Source organism: Clostridium sp. AF23-6LB, assembly GCF_003461085.1.
Lineage (GTDB): Bacteria > Bacillota > Clostridia > Lachnospirales > Lachnospiraceae > Coprococcus > Coprococcus ammoniilyticus.
Genome location: NZ_QTWK01000002.1, coordinates 18,910 through 36,784 on the forward strand (window position 1 = coordinate 18,910; position 17,875 = coordinate 36,784).

Annotated in this window: 12 protein-coding genes; 2 read left to right on the forward strand and 10 right to left on the reverse strand. The window is 43.4% G+C overall.

Annotation, left to right across the window (positions count from 1 at the left end):
- Nucleotides 1-2: 2 nt before the first annotated feature.
- From DWY07_RS04620 to DWY07_RS04665, 10 genes are all read right to left on the reverse strand, one after another.
- Complete coding sequence (locus DWY07_RS04620) at nt 3-692, reverse strand: YkgJ family cysteine cluster protein (RefSeq protein ID WP_117808119.1); 690 nt, start codon at nt 690-692, stop codon at nt 3-5.
- Nucleotides 685-3,483 carry an ECF transporter S component gene (locus tag DWY07_RS13365; RefSeq protein WP_147340239.1) on the reverse strand — a complete coding sequence of 933 codons (2,799 nt, stop codon included), beginning with the start codon at nt 3,481-3,483 and terminating at the stop codon, nt 685-687. Before DWY07_RS13365 ends, DWY07_RS04620 begins: the two co-directional genes overlap by 8 nt.
- Complete coding sequence (locus tag DWY07_RS04630; RefSeq protein ID WP_179960572.1) at nt 3,480-4,394, reverse strand: energy-coupling factor transporter transmembrane component T; 915 nt, start codon at nt 4,392-4,394, stop codon at nt 3,480-3,482. The genes DWY07_RS13365 and DWY07_RS04630 overlap by 4 nt, the downstream gene beginning before the upstream one ends.
- Nucleotides 4,387-5,340 carry a DUF4430 domain-containing protein gene (locus DWY07_RS04635; RefSeq protein WP_117822346.1) on the reverse strand — a complete coding sequence of 318 codons (954 nt, stop codon included), beginning with the start codon at nt 5,338-5,340 and terminating at the stop codon, nt 4,387-4,389. The genes DWY07_RS04630 and DWY07_RS04635 overlap by 8 nt, the downstream gene beginning before the upstream one ends.
- 91 nt (nt 5,341-5,431) lie before the next feature.
- The gene (locus DWY07_RS04640; RefSeq protein WP_117822347.1) at nt 5,432-7,480 is read right to left on the reverse strand and encodes a hypothetical protein; all 2,049 of its coding nucleotides are present in this window, start codon (nt 7,478-7,480) and stop codon (nt 5,432-5,434) included.
- 438 nt (nt 7,481-7,918) lie between these two features.
- Nucleotides 7,919-8,359, reverse strand: a complete 441-nt coding sequence (locus DWY07_RS04645) for a thioesterase family protein (RefSeq protein WP_117808115.1) — start codon at nt 8,357-8,359, stop codon at nt 7,919-7,921.
- Between the two features lie 89 nt (nt 8,360-8,448).
- On the reverse strand, nt 8,449-10,122 hold the full coding sequence (locus tag DWY07_RS04650; RefSeq protein ID WP_117784457.1) for an AMP-binding protein: 1,674 nt from the start codon (nt 10,120-10,122) through the stop codon (nt 8,449-8,451).
- Nucleotides 10,123-10,544: 422 nt separating this feature from the next.
- A complete protein-coding gene (locus tag DWY07_RS04655) occupies nt 10,545-11,900 on the reverse strand; it encodes an ArsB/NhaD family transporter (protein WP_201815396.1) in 1,356 nt (451 codons plus the stop codon).
- A gap of 168 nt (nt 11,901-12,068) precedes the next feature.
- Complete coding sequence (locus DWY07_RS04660; protein WP_021944691.1) at nt 12,069-13,520, reverse strand: 4Fe-4S dicluster domain-containing protein; 1,452 nt, start codon at nt 13,518-13,520, stop codon at nt 12,069-12,071.
- 83 nt (nt 13,521-13,603) lie between these two features.
- Entirely contained in the window at nt 13,604-14,368 is a 765-nt protein-coding gene (locus DWY07_RS04665) for a YwaF family protein (protein ID WP_181983882.1), read from the reverse strand.
- A gap of 632 nt (nt 14,369-15,000) precedes the next feature.
- On the opposite strand from DWY07_RS04665, the gene murC reads away from it, so the two are divergent.
- Together murC and DWY07_RS04680 are read left to right on the forward strand one after the other, a co-directional pair.
- The gene (murC, locus tag DWY07_RS04675) at nt 15,001-16,383 is read left to right on the forward strand and encodes a UDP-N-acetylmuramate--L-alanine ligase (protein ID WP_117822350.1); all 1,383 of its coding nucleotides are present in this window, start codon (nt 15,001-15,003) and stop codon (nt 16,381-16,383) included.
- A gap of 312 nt (nt 16,384-16,695) precedes the next feature.
- Nucleotides 16,696-17,859: a DnaD domain protein gene (locus DWY07_RS04680; RefSeq protein WP_021944688.1), complete on the forward strand. Its 1,164-nt coding sequence runs from the start codon at nt 16,696-16,698 to the stop codon at nt 17,857-17,859.
- Nucleotides 17,860-17,875: the final 16 nt, after the last annotated feature.

The window sequence follows — 17,875 nt, forward strand, 5'->3', positions numbered from 1 at the left end:
TGCTAGATTCCTGACTCAAGCAGTTCCTTCAGATGCTCCAATCGCATCTCAAACTGCTCATAAAAATCCCGGTTCTCCTCATATCTCGCAACATACATGATATTCAGAATATACATACACATCTGCTTGATCCGTGCATCCTTACTTTCTTCTGCCCCGTCCTGCATACGGATCCGTGCAAATGTCTCCTGCACCTGCTTCTGAAAATCATGCCACTCATTAATGTACTCTGTATATCTCGGCAGATCCGGTGTATCGATCCATTTCGATACCTTGACCTTCACCTTGCCTGCCCGATCACATTCATGGATCTGAAGAAAGTATTTAAATCCGCCATCCTCATAATATCTGCCAAGCGGAAACAGTCTGCAGAATCCCGGCCTTGCCGCATGGATCCCACATCTGCCTTCTGCATTTAAAAAAGTACATGTTCCATTTACCATCTTGATATTTGGAAGGATCAACCCATCTACAACATTTAACTCTATCGTATCGGCAAGCAGAGCTTCAAAACTCTTCCCTGTCTCCTTTGTCAGTCTGCTCACATCCAGCGGATCTAAGATGATGGAATTTCCCATTCCCTCACAGCAGGCATGACACCCTTTACATTCATTGCAATATGCTTTTACCATATCCGTCTGATCGTATAAACGACCATCCGATATCTCTTCCAGACTACAATTTCTAAGCATGCTGTTTTACCTCACACAATACTCCATATTTTATCTTGATCCGGTCCAGTTTCAGCAAAAATGGCCGGGCCATGATCCACAGAAACAGAACCGTCGCAAATCCCTGTACCACATCAAACGGAAAGCCGGTTACATACGCTGCCACGATCATCTTAAGGTTCACTGCCGGCTGCCACATGATCACAGACGCCGGATTCATGATACCGCCATAGATCAGAATACAGCACAGGCCGCCAAAGATACACAGGCCAAGTTTCGTCACATTCTGACTTCTGACCCGGCTGTTATTAAATACAAGCCCCGCCGCAAAACCAACCAGGCCAAGTGAAAACATCTGCCATGGTGTCCACGGTCCCTGTCCAAATACCATATTCGATACCAGCATCGTCACCGCTCCGGTCACAAATCCGGTCTCACATCCAAATGCTACCCCGCTGATGATCACGATCGCCATAACCGGATTAAAATTCGGTATCATAAAAAATGCTGTTCTTCCGACTGTAGCAAGCGCGCACAGAACTGCCACCGTTACAATATCCCGTGCTCCCAGTGCCTTTGTCTCAAAGGCTGTGAGAAACGGTATCATCATTTCGATCAGAACCAGAAGGGAAATAAAATAATACTTCCGGTCTGACAGAACCGTCTTGCCAAACCAGATCGTTCCTGCCACTGCTGCAATACAAAGAACCGTTATGATCAATTTTTTTCTGCTGATCCGGTTCCTTCTGCGCAGGTCAATATCCTGATCCCTGTTTCTTCCGACCGGACGCAGCAACAGAATATATATGACCGTTGCCAATATAAATATACCATACAAGATCAGATATTGTATACCTTCTCCGGTCACCGTTCCATCCTCAATCAGCCGGGTCAGATCCGCCTGTGTCATTGTCTTATAAAAACAGAACGCCATGATAACCGTTGTAAGTAGAAGTCCCAGTTTTCGGACAAATGACATTTTTTCCGGTTTTTTCTCCTGTATTGATATCTCGCTTTGAGTGCCGCTTCCTATCCGGTCTTCTTCCTGCTTTGCTTCGTCATTTTCCTTCCTGTTCCCAGTATCTGTCCATACAATTCCGTCATCTATATCGTCATCCGGTTGATCCCAAGCACCGGTTTTACCATATGCATGCAGAATATCCTCAACCGTTACAGCGTCCCGAATTGTTCCTTTTGCTATTCTGGCTGCCGCAGTCGTATAGAATTCATTTCCTGAAAAATAATCGTTTGTTCCCGCAACCGTTGCCACTCTGCCATCAAAGATCAGACAGATCCTGTCAGCCGTTTCTGCACAGAATTCAATATCATGACTTACCATCACGATCGTATGTCCGGAAGCTTTAAGCTTCTTCATCATATGCGAAAACCGCTTTTTAAATGCTGCATCCATGCCCTTTGTCGGTTCATCCATCAGTATCACATCCGGAGCAGCAAGCAGTACCTTTGCAAGTCCAAGTCTCTGCTGTTCTCCCCCTGACAGATCATATGGATGCTGCGTCAGTACAGATTCCAGCCGGCAGAAATGAATACTGTTCCATATTGTCTCCTTCGAAATCTCCTGCTCCGCCACCTCAAACGTCCCATGTCTGCGGATCAGTCCCAGTTCTTCTCCAACTGTATTTGCAGTAAATAACAGCTTGGGATCCTGCGGAAGATATCCGATCCGGAGTTGCTTCTCCCGCCGGATCCTGCCTCTGTCCGGCCGGTAGTTCCCTGCGATCAGGGATAACAATGTTGACTTTCCGCATCCATTTGTACCATTTATGGCAAGGATCTCCTGCCGCTTTACCGACAAGGTAAGTCCGGACAATACCTCTTTCTCCATGGATGGATAATGAAAAAATACATCCTTAATATCGATCACGTTCTCCGCTGTCTGATTTTTTCCCTGCGTATCCGCCTGCTCTGACTGTCCCCCTGCTGCCATCTGTTCATGTTTCTCATCATACTGCCGCAGCCATTCTCTGCCCTCTGCAACTGTAACCGGACAGTCTGTAACTCCATAACCTGACAATCCAAATGCTATCCTGCATGCCGCAGGGATCTCGATTGCCGGTGCATTCTGTGCCAACAGCACCACGCCATCTGCAATGCTTCCATCATAGATCACTCTGCCATCTTCCATCAGAATGAACTGGCTGCACATCGGCCAGATTTCCTCCAGTCTGTGTTCTGTCAGGATCACTGTAGTTCCAAGTTCCCGGTTAATACGATACAGGCACTGAAAAAATTCCCTCGCTGCCATTGGATCTAACTGGCTTGCCGGCTCATCTAAGATCACCACCTCCGGCGCCATTGCCATGACTGATGCCAGGTTTACCAACTGCTTCTGTCCGCCGGACAATTCATTTACCTTTTTGTGAAAAATCCCATCCAGACCAAAGAATGAGCACATTTCCGCTACCCGCTTCTGAATAAAGGCATTATCATATCCAAGACTTTCCAGCCCAAATGCAAGCTCATGCCATACCTTATCCGTTACAAGCTGTGCATCTACATCCTGTACAACAAATCCGATCTGCTCCGTCTGTACACGATCATCTATGTCTCCAAGTTTTTTCCCCTGAAAACAGACAGTTCCTTCCCGTTTTCCACGAGGTGTCAAAACGGATTTCAACTGTCTGAGCAATGTCGTCTTCCCACTTCCGGAACCACCTGCGACAATGACAAAGCTGCCCTTTTCTATGGAAAGGCCGATATCCTTTAATACCGGCTTCAGATAAACATCATCCCTCTCCGATGCAATATCCGGATATGCAAATGTCAGATTATCGATCTCATATAATTTCATCTTTTCTTCCTTTCCCGGATTGCCTGATACAAATGCATCACACATGGCAGGCTTACTAATAACAGATAGCCTGCAAATACCGCAGTTCCCATTCCGTCTGATCCATTTCCTGTTATATCCGGATAATACTGCCAATCGATCACGCCCCGGATCATTCCTGCCGCAACAAAGCTTCCCGCTGCCAGAATCACGACCAGACAGCAGCCATCACTTTTTCTAAAATGAAATAACGAATATGCTGTCCTGCCTTTTAACCCATATCCCCGGCTCTTCATACTGTCACCTGTTATGACCGCCCGTTCTAACGCCCAGGTTGCTGCCGAAGAGATCACCCGCATACCGGTTCGAAGCCGTTTAAAATATTTCCCAGACATCACACAGCCTGCCGCTTTCTGTGCCTGATATACCTGTCGGATCCTTGCGGTAAATTCCGGCAGGAACTTCAACGTCATAGACAGAACGATCGACAGATACGGTGCCAGCCGCCCAAACAGATAGATCATTTTATCAGAAGTCATGATCCTATTGAAGGATGAGAACCAGCACAGTACTGTCACCAGCATTACAGCAGCCGCTATACCATACAGAATAGATTCGAGCGTCAGCGGATTGCCGGACGGCAGATACCGCAGGATCGTCACCCCCTGATGACTGAATACCGGATTAATGAGTGCCGTCAATATCACAACCGGCAGCATATAGCGCAGATTCTGATATAGTGCCCGTCTGCCATTCAGGCAGATAGAATATGAGACCGCTCCCAAAAAAGCGATCCCTAAACTAACCGGATGAAGCGACATCATTGCAAATCCGATGACAAATATAAAATATATCAAATTCACGATTGGATGACTGTCTGCAAATGCATCCCTTCTGATCTTCTTCACCTGTTTCTCCTGTCTGTTATTCAAAATATGGATTTCCTACATCTGCTCCAAGGTCACAGGTGTATTTCCATTCAATCTTATCTCCATCTTTCAATACATATTTTGAGCATCCAAATGCCGGGAACTTCCCATTGACACAATACTCCCAACCGGATAATTCTCCGCAGTCAAATTCATACAGATTATGAATTCCCTCAATGTAGTAGCTTCCGTATAATGCAGTAAAGGAATATTCAAGCTGTATACTCTTTTTTTTCGTAATATCCTTTAATACATCAAATACGGTCTGTCCCTTTTTAAATTCTACCTCGACTTCCTTCAGTATCCAGCCATCGGCAGGTACACAGGACTGCTTACTCTTATCTAACATATTCCAGTTTTTCAGAATATTATCGCAGTTAATCGATATCGTGCAGGTATATGTCTGCTCCTCGGTCTGCTTCTGCTCTGTCGTTTCCGGTTCTTCCGTTGTTGCAGGCTTCTCCGGTTTCTGATGCGCCGGCCGTTCCGTCGTTGGAGCTTCTGTCGTATTCTGCCCCGGTTCTTCTTCCGTCGTTGGCTGTTCCGTTGTTTTCGGTTCTTTTGTTTCAGTCGTTTGTTCCGTCGTTGGCTGTTCGGTCAGAACCTCTGTCGTCCCTGAGGAGCCTTGTCCATCCGGGCCATATGGATCCTGTCCATCTTCTGTTGCCACTCCTTCTGATGTCTCATCTGTACGATCCGTGTCCTGACTATCAGCGTCCTGACCGTCTGTTGTTTCCGATTCCGTCATCGATGACCTTCCGGTTTCCTCCTGACCGGTTTCAGTTTCTGCCAGTTCGGTCGAATTCCGGGATTCCGTATGCTGCTTTCCAAATCCGGAAAAGCCTCTGGAACCCGGTGCATTTCCACCATACCAGAATGCCATGGTAAGGATCAGCACCACCGCCAGAATACCAATTATTTTTTTTAAATTTTTTTTAATGAACTTCATATGCTGCTGCTTTCTGTCATACGGTATTTATTGTACCTGTAGTTTCTGTTCTCCGGGTATCTGCATGTTTAGTCAGCTTCTACGATCCCGATCACGCCCGGATATTTACGGTCTTGCTCCAACTGCTGTAATACTTCCTTTTATTCACCGTTTTACAGCTCCGGATCCGTACATAGTATTTCTTTCCGGCTTTTAATCCGGCTATAGTCTTTTTCACGGTTCCGGCTTTTTTTATCGCGATCGTCTTTGCCCCCTGCATGGACGCCTTCGTTCCATACATGATCTGGTAACTGTTCGCCTTCGTGTTCTTCTTCCAGGAACACTTCAGTCTGCCTTTTCCTGTCTTTTTTACTTTCAGGGCTGGCTGTTTTACTCGGTATATTGTGTGTATGGAACTGTATGCTCCATATACACCATCCGCATACGCCCGTATCTTATATGCGTATTTGCTTCCATTTGTAACTTTAGTATCTGTAAAGGAACATCCATTTGCCGCCTTTACCGACTTATATTTCTTCCAGGAGCCATTTTTCGCTTTACGATATATGATATATTTCTCTGCGTCTGTCGTCTTTTTCCATTTCAGCCGGATTCCGGTTTCTGTATTTGTCACCGAAGAAATCACCGTTGCCGTCGGTGCGATCGTGATCGTTCTGCTTACGCTTCCAGTATAATCACCCTTACCTTTTACTACGACCGTTGCCTTGCCCGGCATTTTATTATTCTTATATGTGACTGTATAATCTGTGTCTTTTTTTAAAGTGATCGTTGTTCCATCCAGCTTTTTACAGGTAACAGTCACTGCAGGTCTGATCGTCTTTCCGGTATATATGTATGCGGTCTTTGAAATGGTTACGCTGCAATCTGTCAGATCCATAACACATGCTTTATCCGCATCTGTCATATCATACAAGGTTGCCTTTTTATTCTGGAACCTCTGATACGCTACCAATGCGTAAAACGACTGCTCGGTCGCCATCTGATTGCCGGATTTTTCCGTGTCTACATGTTTAAACATTCCGGTTGATGATATATAAAAATACAACAGACCATCCAGCACAGACTTTCCATTTTTTACAAAACGACTGTCCGTTCTTCCATCAATTCCAAGACTGGATAAAGCCACCAGCACCTGTGCCGTGCTTTCTGCATTCTCACTTCCATATGAACTGTATGCTCCGGAGGTTTTCTGCATATCTGAGAGAACTTGTATGTTCCGGTCCACTGCTTCCCTGATCTGCTTCTGAAGTTCTGTTCCAACAGTTATCCGTCCGGTATAATATGGTGCAAATGCCTGCAATGCCATTGCTGTCACATCCGGATCTGCCCCCTGTGAATCACTTTTCGTCAGATTAAATCCACCATCTGTAAGCTCACTGCTTAATATATAAGATAACAATTTTTCTCTGGATACCTGGGCTGTTGTTTTACCCGATGTGATCTGCGGTATCTCATAATTACCGGAATCCAGCGCAATCAACGCCCAGATTGGTCCATTTAAGCCCTGTTTTTTTACATATGTCATATCCGACAAAGCTGCTGTCAGATCATACCCTTCTACGTTTGACGCATCTATCCCCATAGCAGTCAGTGCAAGAATGGCTCTGGAATTTTCCGTTCCCTTTCTGCTGTCGAGCTTCAATGGCACAGTCTTTGCACTTCCGCCTGTAGTTGTTCCATCAGCAGATGCCTGTGCTTCTCCGGCTGCCTGTAATACCCGTACCAGATTCTCATAATAGGCACGATACCACAATACATTCTTCCGTCCATAACGGCTTTCTCCGATCACAGCCCACTCGCCACCGATTGAAGCATTTGCAGGACCATACCAGTCTACGACGGAAGTTCCGCCTGTTTCATCTGCCACTTCCACCTTATAGGTTGTCAGTTTTTTCTCGATTGCAACAGACGTTTCCTTCAAAGCCGCCTTATAATCAATAGAAGTATCCGAAGCTGCCTCTACCTGGCTAAGCCCCGCGATCACACCTGTGCCTGCCTGTTTGCCAGTTCCGTCAAATGCTCCATTCACAGCAACCTGTCCAAACAAGGAAACAGCCATCACCATTACCAACATATAACTAACAATTTTCGTCCAACGCGATCTATACATTTTCTCTCTGTTTTCTTTTATCTTTCTCATTCTAACCTCATATCATTTCAAAATACATCATGCCCTGCAGCCATGATCTTCATAATCTTTCTTAACAAGTTTTCCTAACAAGCTCATACATAATACCTGATTCCGCATGGAAATCCCCTATATCAAGCCTATACTAGCAATTATAAAACAATGTGTCAACAGCGAGGATCTGGCAGGGAAACTTGGCAATTCTATAAAACTCTCACCATGTCCGGATCATTTCTTTATGCAGAGCACTTGCGTTACGTGAGACACAAACAAATGTAGCTATAAAAAACGCCCACGCTGTGATCAGATATTTCTTTTGGCAGACCTTGTCTCCCGTCGGTCCTTGATGAACCGCTCTGCGGTGAATTTAGTACCGCTACGTGAGACACAGAACGAAAGTGTTCTGCATAAAGAAATGATCTGATCACGGTGTGGGCGTTTTTTATAATATTATTCTTCAGCCTGCTGCTTCATGAGCTCCTTGAAGAACGCATCCTTCTCCGGATAACGTTTCCGCATGAACACCGGCTTATTGTTCTCATCCAGCAGACAATGACAGGATGTGCCGACGCACCGAAGCTCTCCAGTCTTCTTGTCATGTACTTCATAGGAAAATCCAATACGGATGCCTGTGTACTCTGCAAGCTTTACATAGATCACAATGTTGTCTCCATATCTGGACATGGTTTTGTATTCCGCAGATACCGACAATACCGGAATAATGATATTGTCGTCCTCGATGGTCTTGTAATCCCATCCAATCTGCTTCATCCAGTCCAGTCTCGCTTCCTCAAACCATCTGATATAGTTAGAATGATGAACAATTCCCATTCTGTCAGTTTCATAGTAATAAACCATACGCTCATATGGCTTAATTTCCATATCTATCATTTTATGAACATCTCCATTTCCTGCCTGCTTCTCACAGGCTATGTCATTTCATCTGCCTGTAATCTATCCCAGCAGATAATCGTCCGGACTTATTTCCAGTCTTTCTCTTTGATCTCTACACGTCTTACCTTACCACTGATCGTCTTTGGCATCTCATCGACAAATTCGATCACACGAGGACGTTTGTAGCTCGCCATGTTCTCCTTGAAATAACGCTTCAGCTCTTTCTTCAGGTTATCATCGCCAACCGTTCCTTCTGTCAGAACGATCGTTGCCTTGATCGCCTGTCCTCTGGTTCCATCCGGTATAGCTGTAACTGCACATTCCAGAACATATGGGATCTTCATAATCTCATTTTCAATCTCAAAAGGTCCAACACGGTATCCGGCAACCTTGATGATATCATCCACACGGCCTACGAACCAGAAATATCCATCCTTGTCCATATATGCGGTATCACCCATGTGGTAATAACCGTCGTGCTTAACTTCTTTTGTCATTTTCTCATCATTATTATAAGTAGAGAACAGACCATATGGTTCGCCATCTGCAATCTTAATAACGATCTCACCGGTCTCATCTACATCAGCAAGTGTTCCGTCCGGTCTCATAATGTGAACATCATAGAGTGGGCTTGCCTTACCCATGGAACCCGGTCTCGGTGTTGTATTTTTCAGATTTCCGATCGCAAGTGTAGTCTCTGTCTGACCAAAGCCTTCAAAGATCGTAAATCCTGTCATCTCTTTGAATTTATAGAATACTTCCGGATTCAGAGCTTCTCCTGCAGTTGTGCAGTAAGTCAGTGCGGAAAGGTCGTATTTGCTCAGATCCATCTTAACAAGGATTCTGTAAAGGGTCGGTGGCGCACAGAAGGTTGTGATCTTGTACTGTTCTACAAGCTTCATGATATTGTCTGCACTGAATACATCAAAATCATAAACGAAGATACAGGTCTCGCATAACCACTGACCATAGAGCTTGCCCCAGAGAGCCTTACCCCAGCCAGTATCGGATACTGTAAAATGAATACCATCCGTCTTTACGTTATGCCAATATCTTGCTGTAATATAATGTCCAAGTGCATACAGATGATTATGTGCAACCATCTTTGGATGCTTGGTTGTTCCTGATGTGAACATGATGATCATGGTATCATGTGCATAGACTGTATCTTCACCTGTCGGACGTGCAAATTCTTTGCTGAATGAAAGGATATCTTTATCAAATGGATGGAAATGCTCTCTCTCACCATTTACGATAACCTTGATCACCTTATCATCCGGATCGATGGCTGCCATTGCATCCGGAATCTTGTCATCAGCTGTACATACAACAGCCTTTACATTTGCAGCTTCAATTCTGTATCTGTAATCTTCTACCTTTAAGATATTGGTTGCAGGAATTGCTACAGCTCCAATCTTGTGAAGTGCAAGGATCGTAAACCAGAACTGATAATGACGCTTTAATACCAGCAGCACTCTGTCGCCCTTCTTGATACCAAGGCTCTTATAATAATTTGCTGCCATATTGGAATACTCTTTGATCTCTTTAAATGTAAACTTCTTTTCTTCCTTATCTCTGGACACATAGATCAATGCTGTCTTATCCGGTGTCTTTTCTGCTAATGCATCCACTACATCAAATGCAAAATTAAAGGTCTCATCATTTGTAAATTCAATCTTGCTTAATACACCATTCTCATCAAATGCTGTCTTGACAAACTTTCCGGCAATTCCTTCTTCCGGTTTTAACTCTGTTATCATACTGTCTGTTCCTCCGTAAAATAATGATCTATATAATGAAAAATGTGTTTCCTTTTTTCACGTTTTTGCAACTTCGTTCTCGGTTTTTCCAGACTTTATTCTGGGTTTTTCGTTAACTTCAAACGTAGTTTTGAAAACTACTTTACCTATAGTACCATATTTCACTTATCTGTCAACAGTTTTTTGCAGTTCATTTTTACAAAAAACGGGGGAATTATAACTACAACCAGCTAATTATATATTGACTTACGTCGATTTCTATTCGCTGCATATGCCTGATTCGTAAATACTCCTGTGCCAACTCGTCCTTCGGACTCAAACAGGCACTCGTATTTACTGGCACTATGCATCTCATTACGAAATCTTTGGTAATGTCAATATATAATTAGCTGGTTGCAGTTATATTCCACCTTTATTATAATTTAGAAATATCGCAGATAAATGCAGACCATTGAGATCAGAATAACGATAACGGATGCCGGAGCCGATACCTTACAATATTTGCCCCAAGAGATCGGATGACCTTCTTTTGCCGCGATCGACATTCCGACAACATTTGCCGATGCCCCGATCGGAGTCGCACTTCCACCGATATCTGTACCCATTGCCAGTGTCCATGCAAGAACCGAGAGATCCACACCTGTCGATGCTGCCAGAGTCTTGATAACCGGGATCATGGTTGCGGCAAATGGAATATTATCTACAAATGCACTTGCGATCGCGGATACCCAGATAATAATGGCTATCATTACCTTGGCATTTCCATGGCTTACCTTCCCGATAAATCCGGCTGCCAGTTCCAGAATACCGGTCTGCTCCAGACCACCGACTACAACAAACAGACCAATAAAGAAAAGGATCGTTTTATAATCTACATTTTTTAAAATATGTCCGATATTCTTTCCTGATGTCAGAAGAACCAGTATTGCTATAAACAGACCGATAAATGCAACTGTCAGTCCGGTCTGTGCATGTGTGATAAGTAAGGCAACCGCACATAAAAAGATCACACAGCTAATGGCAAATGCCCGTTTATCCGTGATCGCAGATACCGGTGATGGATGATCTTTCTCCGAAGTCTGTGACGCCGAAGATGCAGTGAGTTCTTTCCTGAAACAAAAATAAAAGTAAAAAATAATAACCACCAGTGAAAGTACCGCCATCAGGCCGGTATTTGTAATAAAATCGGAGAACGAATACCGAAGGGATGTTCCGACAATGATATTTGGAGGATCACCACACATTGTTGCCGATCCACCCAGATTTGCACAGAAGATCTCAGACAGGATCAGCGGAATCGGATTAAAGTCCAGAAGCTGCGCCAGTTCCACCGTAACTGCTGCTAAGAACAGGATAACCGTGATACTGTCAATGAACATAGCAAGGACAAATGACATGATCATGAATGTAATAAATATCGGAATGACCCTATACCGAACGGCTTTCGCGATCGTCATACATAGCCAGCGAAAGAAACCCGCCTTTGCCATACCTTCTACCATAACCATCATTCCCGCAAGAAAGATAATCGTGGCCCAGTTGATACCACCCGTACTCTCGGATGAGGCTCCTGCCTCATACCAGAACGAAAGTGTAAAAATGTTTCTGATATTTAATGTTTCAAGTATCGCATCCATGCTGTGCATTGCTACACCAAATACCAGAACAAGTGTTGCCAGTCCACATACCAATGTGATAACATGACGCTCAAATTTTTCAGATATGATCAATCCGAACATAACTACAAAAATGGCAAGTGCCAAAATCTGTGCTACCATGCGTGTAACCTCCATCGAAAAAAATGCCGCCGGGCTTATTTTATGTTTCGTCTGGCGACATTTAATTTTCTTACTTTCTTCTTTATTTTCTTTTGTTGTTAATAGTTTCTGCTTTTCCCTGTAATATCAGAAGTCCCCACATCCGATATTACAATTACCTTCTTATATCTAACGGATCATATCAACCGTTTCTGCATTCTGTTTGTCCAGATTGTCCTTGATCAATATATCCGATGATTTTGCAAGTGCTGCATTTCTGTCACGCATTGCAAGATTTGGATCCCGGTGTCTCGATGGACCGCCGACACAGCCACCTTCACATACCATACCTTCGATGAAGTCTTCTGGAAGTCTTCCGACCTTCATCAGCGTCAATGCCTTCTTGCATTCGGTTATGCCACTGCATTTGCATACAGATACATCACCGGTACAGCCAAGTTCTTTCATACTTTCAAGAACTGCTGCGGTTACACCACCTGCATTTGCAAATTTCTTACCATAGATACTGCCCTGATCATCCGTATCTTCTTCCGGCTCCAGCTTTACACCCTTTGCACGAAGCATCGCACGGATCTCACCATAAGTCAGTGCATAATCTGCAGTATCCTTCTCTCCTGACATGGATTCCGCTTTCTTCGCGATACACGGTCCAATGAATACAGTAACTGCACCCGGAAATTTTTCCTTTATATAACGGGATGCTGCACACATCGGTGATACTGTCTCTGAGATCGCATCCTTTAATGTCGGAAAATGCTTCTCAATATAGTTCTTAAATGCCGGACAGCAGGAGGTTGTCTTCTTCTCCCCCTTCTCCTTGGCTTCGATCCATTCCTTCGCCTCATTCATGGCAGTCATGTCCGCTCCAAGTGATACATCTACAACATCATAAAAACCAATCTTCTTTAAAGCGGTTCTCCAGCTTGCCATCGTAATATCTGCACCAAATTGGCCGATCGTTGCAGGTGCAAGCATAGCAAACACCTTAATATCTGAACGCATCTTCTTAATGATATCCACGATAAATGTCTTAGAACCGATCGCGCCAAACGGGCATTTATGGACACAGGAACCACACTGTATGCATTTGTCCTGATTGATCACGGCAATACCGGTACCATTATCGGCCACCGAGATCGCATCCACAGGGCAGCTCTTCATGCAAGGTCGTACCAGATCTGCGATCGCATTATAAGGACAGGCTTTTGCACACTGCCCACACTCTTTACATTTAGATGGATCAATATAGGACTTATCCCGCCCCATGCTGATCGCTCCAAACCGGCAGGCTGCCTGACAGGCTTTACCCATACACTTCTGACAGTTATCTGTTACTACATATCGGGAGATCGGACATCCTTCACAGGCGGAATTAATGACCTGTACAATATTTCCGTCATCTTCAGCACCCGGTGCTTTACCTTCCGCAAGCCGGATCCTCTGTCTGATAACCTCTCGTTCCCGGTAGATACAACATCGAAATGCCGGCTGCGGTCCCGGAACCATCTTATAAGGAAGACTGTCTCTTTCTTCCTCCAATCGTCCGGCATACGCAAGCTTGGCAACTTCATACAATACTTCATGTTTTACTTTTAAAAGCGTCGCATCGTTTGTTATCATTTTTTCTCATTCTCCGTATTCTATCTTCCGTATACGCAGTTCTTTCTGCGCATATTTTCTATTATTATGACTTTTTTTCTCAACTAATTCTTCCTATTAATGTATACCACATTTTTACCACAAAAGGAAGCGATTTTGTCCAGTATTCCATATATAACCAAAATACAAAGAATAACTGTAACGGCATACGTGATCAGATATGGAACATAGCCATGCCGCAGATAAACAGACAGAAATGGAGAACCATTGGACGGATAACAGAGGAACATAAAGTTGCAGCCCCAGATCCTGTTTATAACATAGACAGAGGGAACAACTGTAAACAAGAACAAAAAGATCTGCCAGATCCTTTTTATAGAAGGTTTGTATCTGCCGGATGTCAGAACAAGCACCGGAATGAGCACTAAAAGTCCATGTATCAGAAAAGAATTGATGTGCATGTAATTAAATAACGGATATCTGGTCCAGTCCGGAAATAACAATGCTGCCATTGCACCGGGCATACTGATCACGCACATAATTTCTCCTAGAAATTCCCGGTGGAAAAATGCAAATCCCAGTTCCACAAAAATCGCCAGTCCGCACATCTCAAACGGAAGATATGATATCCCCATCTCCCCGATCCATATCAAATAAAAATCCTTACCTAATTCCAGACACAGACATATCCCCGTCAGTATTTTCAGGATTCTGTCCTGAACAGCAGCATCTGCCTTTCTATAATAATAACCGGTCACTATACATACAAATATAATTCCAACCAGCCAGCCTATATGAATCCATCCAAATAACGAAAAACCACCTTGCTCCGGCAGCTCATCCCAATATCGAAAAAAATCTCCAAACATACCTATATCATCTCCATAACAAGACATTTCATGCGATATAATGAGCAAAAGGTGCTTCCGTATATCCGCGCCATGGTCTGGCGGTGTTATAAAATATCATTGCGAGGATTTCGTCGTGAACTGCGCATTGTCAGTAAATGCGGGTGCTTGTCTGAGTCCGAAGGACGAGTTAGCACAGGAGCATTTACGAATCAGACATGTGCAGTGAACAGAAACCGCAGTGAGATATTTATAACACCGCCAGACCACGGCACGGATATACGAAAGCACCTTTTGTTACATTTAAAAAAGAAAAGAGCCACCAAAATGGTGGCTCCAAATGAGGGGGGAAAGGATTCAAATATATGAAAAGCTTTCGTATTGTATGTTACAGTATATATGTGAACATTTCATGAACAATATGTGAACTATTTATGTTTTCCATGTCAAAAAAAACGACAAATTTCTGTTAATAATCACGGAAATCTGCCTATATTTGACATGATACCGTATAATTTTCTATTTTTCGTTTTCATTTTGTCCGCATCGCACACTAAATTCTGAACTTTTCAATTTTTATGAAAAATTAATCCACTCCTTTTTTATCTATGCTATAATACTCACAAATATTCTTTTCAGGAAGGCGAAACATCATGTATAAAATTGATTTTAATCATCCAATAAATGTACATTTTATGGGAATCGGTGGTATCAGCATGAGCGGACTTGCCGAAATTCTTATCAAAGAAGGTTTTAAAGTCACCGGTTCCGATATGAAAGCATCCGATATGACGGATAAACTTTCTGACATGGGTGCTCTGATCAATATTGGACAAACTGCAAGCAATATTACAGATCAGATCGACCTTGTCGTATATACAGCAGCCATCCATCCGGATAATGAAGAATTTCAGGCTGCAAAATCCAAAAATATCCCTATGCTGACAAGAGCACAGCTCTTAGGTCAGATCATGGAGAATTATAAATACTCCATCGCAGTCAGTGGTACACATGGTAAGACAACCACAACTGCCATGCTTTCTTATATTATGTTAGAGGCCGACGTTGACCCGACAATTTCCGTTGGCGGAATCATCGATGATATCGGTGGAAATATCCGTGTAGGTTCTTCTGATTACTTTGTAACAGAAGCCTGCGAGTATACAAACAGCTTCCACGCATTCAAACCATACATCAGCATTATCTTAAATGTTGATGCGGATCATCTGGATTTCTTCAGCGGCATTGAAGAGATCGCGGAGTCATTCCACACATTTGCAACAAAGACTCCTGAAAACGGAAAAGTCATTGTAAATGGTGATATGCAGTATTTTGATACCGTAACAAGAGATCTGAAGTGCCAGGTTATTACTTTCGGTGAAGATCCAAAGAACCATTACAGCGCTGCAAATATCCGCTTTGATGAATTTGGCCGTCCAACTTATACCCTTGTGATCGACGGAAAAGAGATCACCGACATCACACTTCATGTATTTGGAAAGCATAACGTATACAATTCCTTATCTGCTATTGCTGCCGCAACAGAGCTTGACATCGAAATCGATGCGATCAAAGCAGGTCTGCTGCATTGTAAGGGTGCAGAGCGGAGATTCGAATATAAAGGAACGATCCTCGACAATGTAAAGGTCATGGATGACTATGCACATCATCCAACTGAGATTGCTGCAACCCTCGCCGCTGCAAAGAATACAGACTACCATGAATTATGGTGTGTATTCCAGCCTCATACCTACAGCAGAACATATGCCCTTTTCGATGACTTTGCAAAGGTCTTAAGTGTCTGTGACCATGTTATCGTTGCTGATATCTATGCGGCCAGAGAGAAAGACACAGGTCTGGTATCCTCAAAGCAGCTCGCCGAAAAGATTGCTTCTTATGGAACCGATGCGTTCTATCTGCCATCCTTTATGGACATCGAAAATTATTTATTGAAAAATTGCAAAAAAAATGATTTGTTGATAACTATGGGTGCCGGAAATGTCGATTCTATCGGAAATGAGCTGATAAAAAAATAATTATCCACATTATCCACAGAGCTGTGTGAAGGAGTTTTCCTCATACAGCTCTTTTCATTTGTTTACATAAAATTTACTTTCTTTTTTTCACAAATGCCCTGTTTTAGCACCTGTTCCCGATGTGTTAGTAACAAATAATTTTTTTATCCAAAACTTCTCCACATTATCCACAAAATCAACATCCCTGTCCATTTTTCCAACCGACTATTTGTTCTATTTGCAATTTAAAAAACACATGCTATAATGTGAGCACTTCTTGACCAGAGAAGGTTTGGAGACATCCAAAAGTTATGAAAGGCGGGAAAAGTTACCATGAGTTACATCACAATTTCAACAGAAGCAAAGGAAACATTTTCCCTGGTATCGAATCATTTTATTGATTATTATATGACCGAAGCAAATGGCGAATTTGTCAAGGTCTATCTATATCTTATCCGACTGTTGTCCTCAAAAGCACCGATCTCGGTAGCTGATATTGCAGATCATTTCAACCTCACAGAGAAGGATATCTGCCGTGCGATCCGGTACTGGATCAGCGAGGACGTATTACGTCTGGATTACGATGCATCCGGCCAGCTTACAGGTATTACCCTTCTTCCTCTGCATGAAAAAACAAAGGAAGAGGCAGACACCTCCCTGTCGCTCGACAGCATCTCTTTATTAAAGTTTCCGGAAAAGAAAAAGAAGCCTGCTGTTCCAGCAGCAAGCAAACCGGTACATACCAAGAATACCATATCAGGACCGGAACCGGTTCAGAAACCGGCGTCTGTATTTCCGGAGAAACAGCCTTACTCTGCCGCCCTTGCAGCAAAGGCAAAGGAAGATGATGCATTTGCCGACGTGATATTTGAAGCAGAAACCTATTTCAGAAAAGAATTATCGGTGAATGATATCGAGATCCTGATCTATATTCACGATCAGTTAGGCTTCTCCACCGAGATCATGGAATATCTGATCGAATACTGTGTCAGCATTGAGAAACCGGATCTCCGTTATGCAGAGGGCATTGCCAAAAACTGGTATCAGGCCGGCATCCACACACTGGAGGAAGCAAAGGAAGCTGCTGAAAATGGCAACCCATTGTACCGTGCAGTCTTTAAGGCACTTGGTATCAACCGGAAAGCTCCAACCACAGGAGAAGTCGCATGGATGGATTCCTGGAATAAGGAAATGGGCTTTGAACTGCCGGTCATCATTGAAGCCTGCAACCGTGGAATTGCACAGCATCCTCACGATGTAACATTTGCCTATATCAACGGTATCCTGAAAAAATGGCAGCAACAGGGTGTCAAAACAGTCGATGATATTGCCAAGGCAAGCACAGAATATCACGAAGCAAAAAAACGAAATACATCACAAAAATCAAGTCAGTACAATGCTAAACCGAATGCTTTCAATTCATTCCAGCAAAAAGACATGTCGGCTGAGCTTGATGAAATGGAGCAGTTGTTCCTAGATGAGATAAATTCTCACTAAATAAGGATTATGTGTA

Bases quoted from the DNA above. Each gene is read 5' to 3' on its own strand.
- DWY07_RS04620 (WP_117808119.1), bottom strand. From the start codon at position 692: ATGCTTAGAAATTGTAGTCTGGAAGAGATATCGGATGGTCGTTTATAC.
- DWY07_RS13365 (WP_147340239.1), bottom strand. From the start codon at position 3,483: ATGAAATTATATGAGATCGATAATCTGACATTTGCATATCCGGATATT.
- DWY07_RS04635 (WP_117822346.1), bottom strand. From the start codon at position 5,340: ATGAAGTTCATTAAAAAAAATTTAAAAAAAATAATTGGTATTCTGGCG.
- DWY07_RS04640 (WP_117822347.1), bottom strand. From the start codon at position 7,480: ATGAGAAAGATAAAAGAAAACAGAGAGAAAATGTATAGATCGCGTTGG.
- DWY07_RS04645 (WP_117808115.1), bottom strand. From the start codon at position 8,359: ATGATAGATATGGAAATTAAGCCATATGAGCGTATGGTTTATTACTAT.
- DWY07_RS04650 (WP_117784457.1), bottom strand. From the start codon at position 10,122: ATGATAACAGAGTTAAAACCGGAAGAAGGAATTGCCGGAAAGTTTGTC.
- DWY07_RS04655 (WP_201815396.1), bottom strand. From the start codon at position 11,900: ATGGTAGCACAGATTTTGGCACTTGCCATTTTTGTAGTTATGTTCGGA.
- DWY07_RS04660 (WP_021944691.1), bottom strand. From the start codon at position 13,520: ATGATAACAAACGATGCGACGCTTTTAAAAGTAAAACATGAAGTATTG.
- DWY07_RS04665 (WP_181983882.1), bottom strand. From the start codon at position 14,368: ATGTTTGGAGATTTTTTTCGATATTGGGATGAGCTGCCGGAGCAAGGT.
- murC (WP_117822350.1), top strand. From the start codon at position 15,001: ATGTATAAAATTGATTTTAATCATCCAATAAATGTACATTTTATGGGA.
- DWY07_RS04680 (WP_021944688.1), top strand. From the start codon at position 16,696: ATGAGTTACATCACAATTTCAACAGAAGCAAAGGAAACATTTTCCCTG.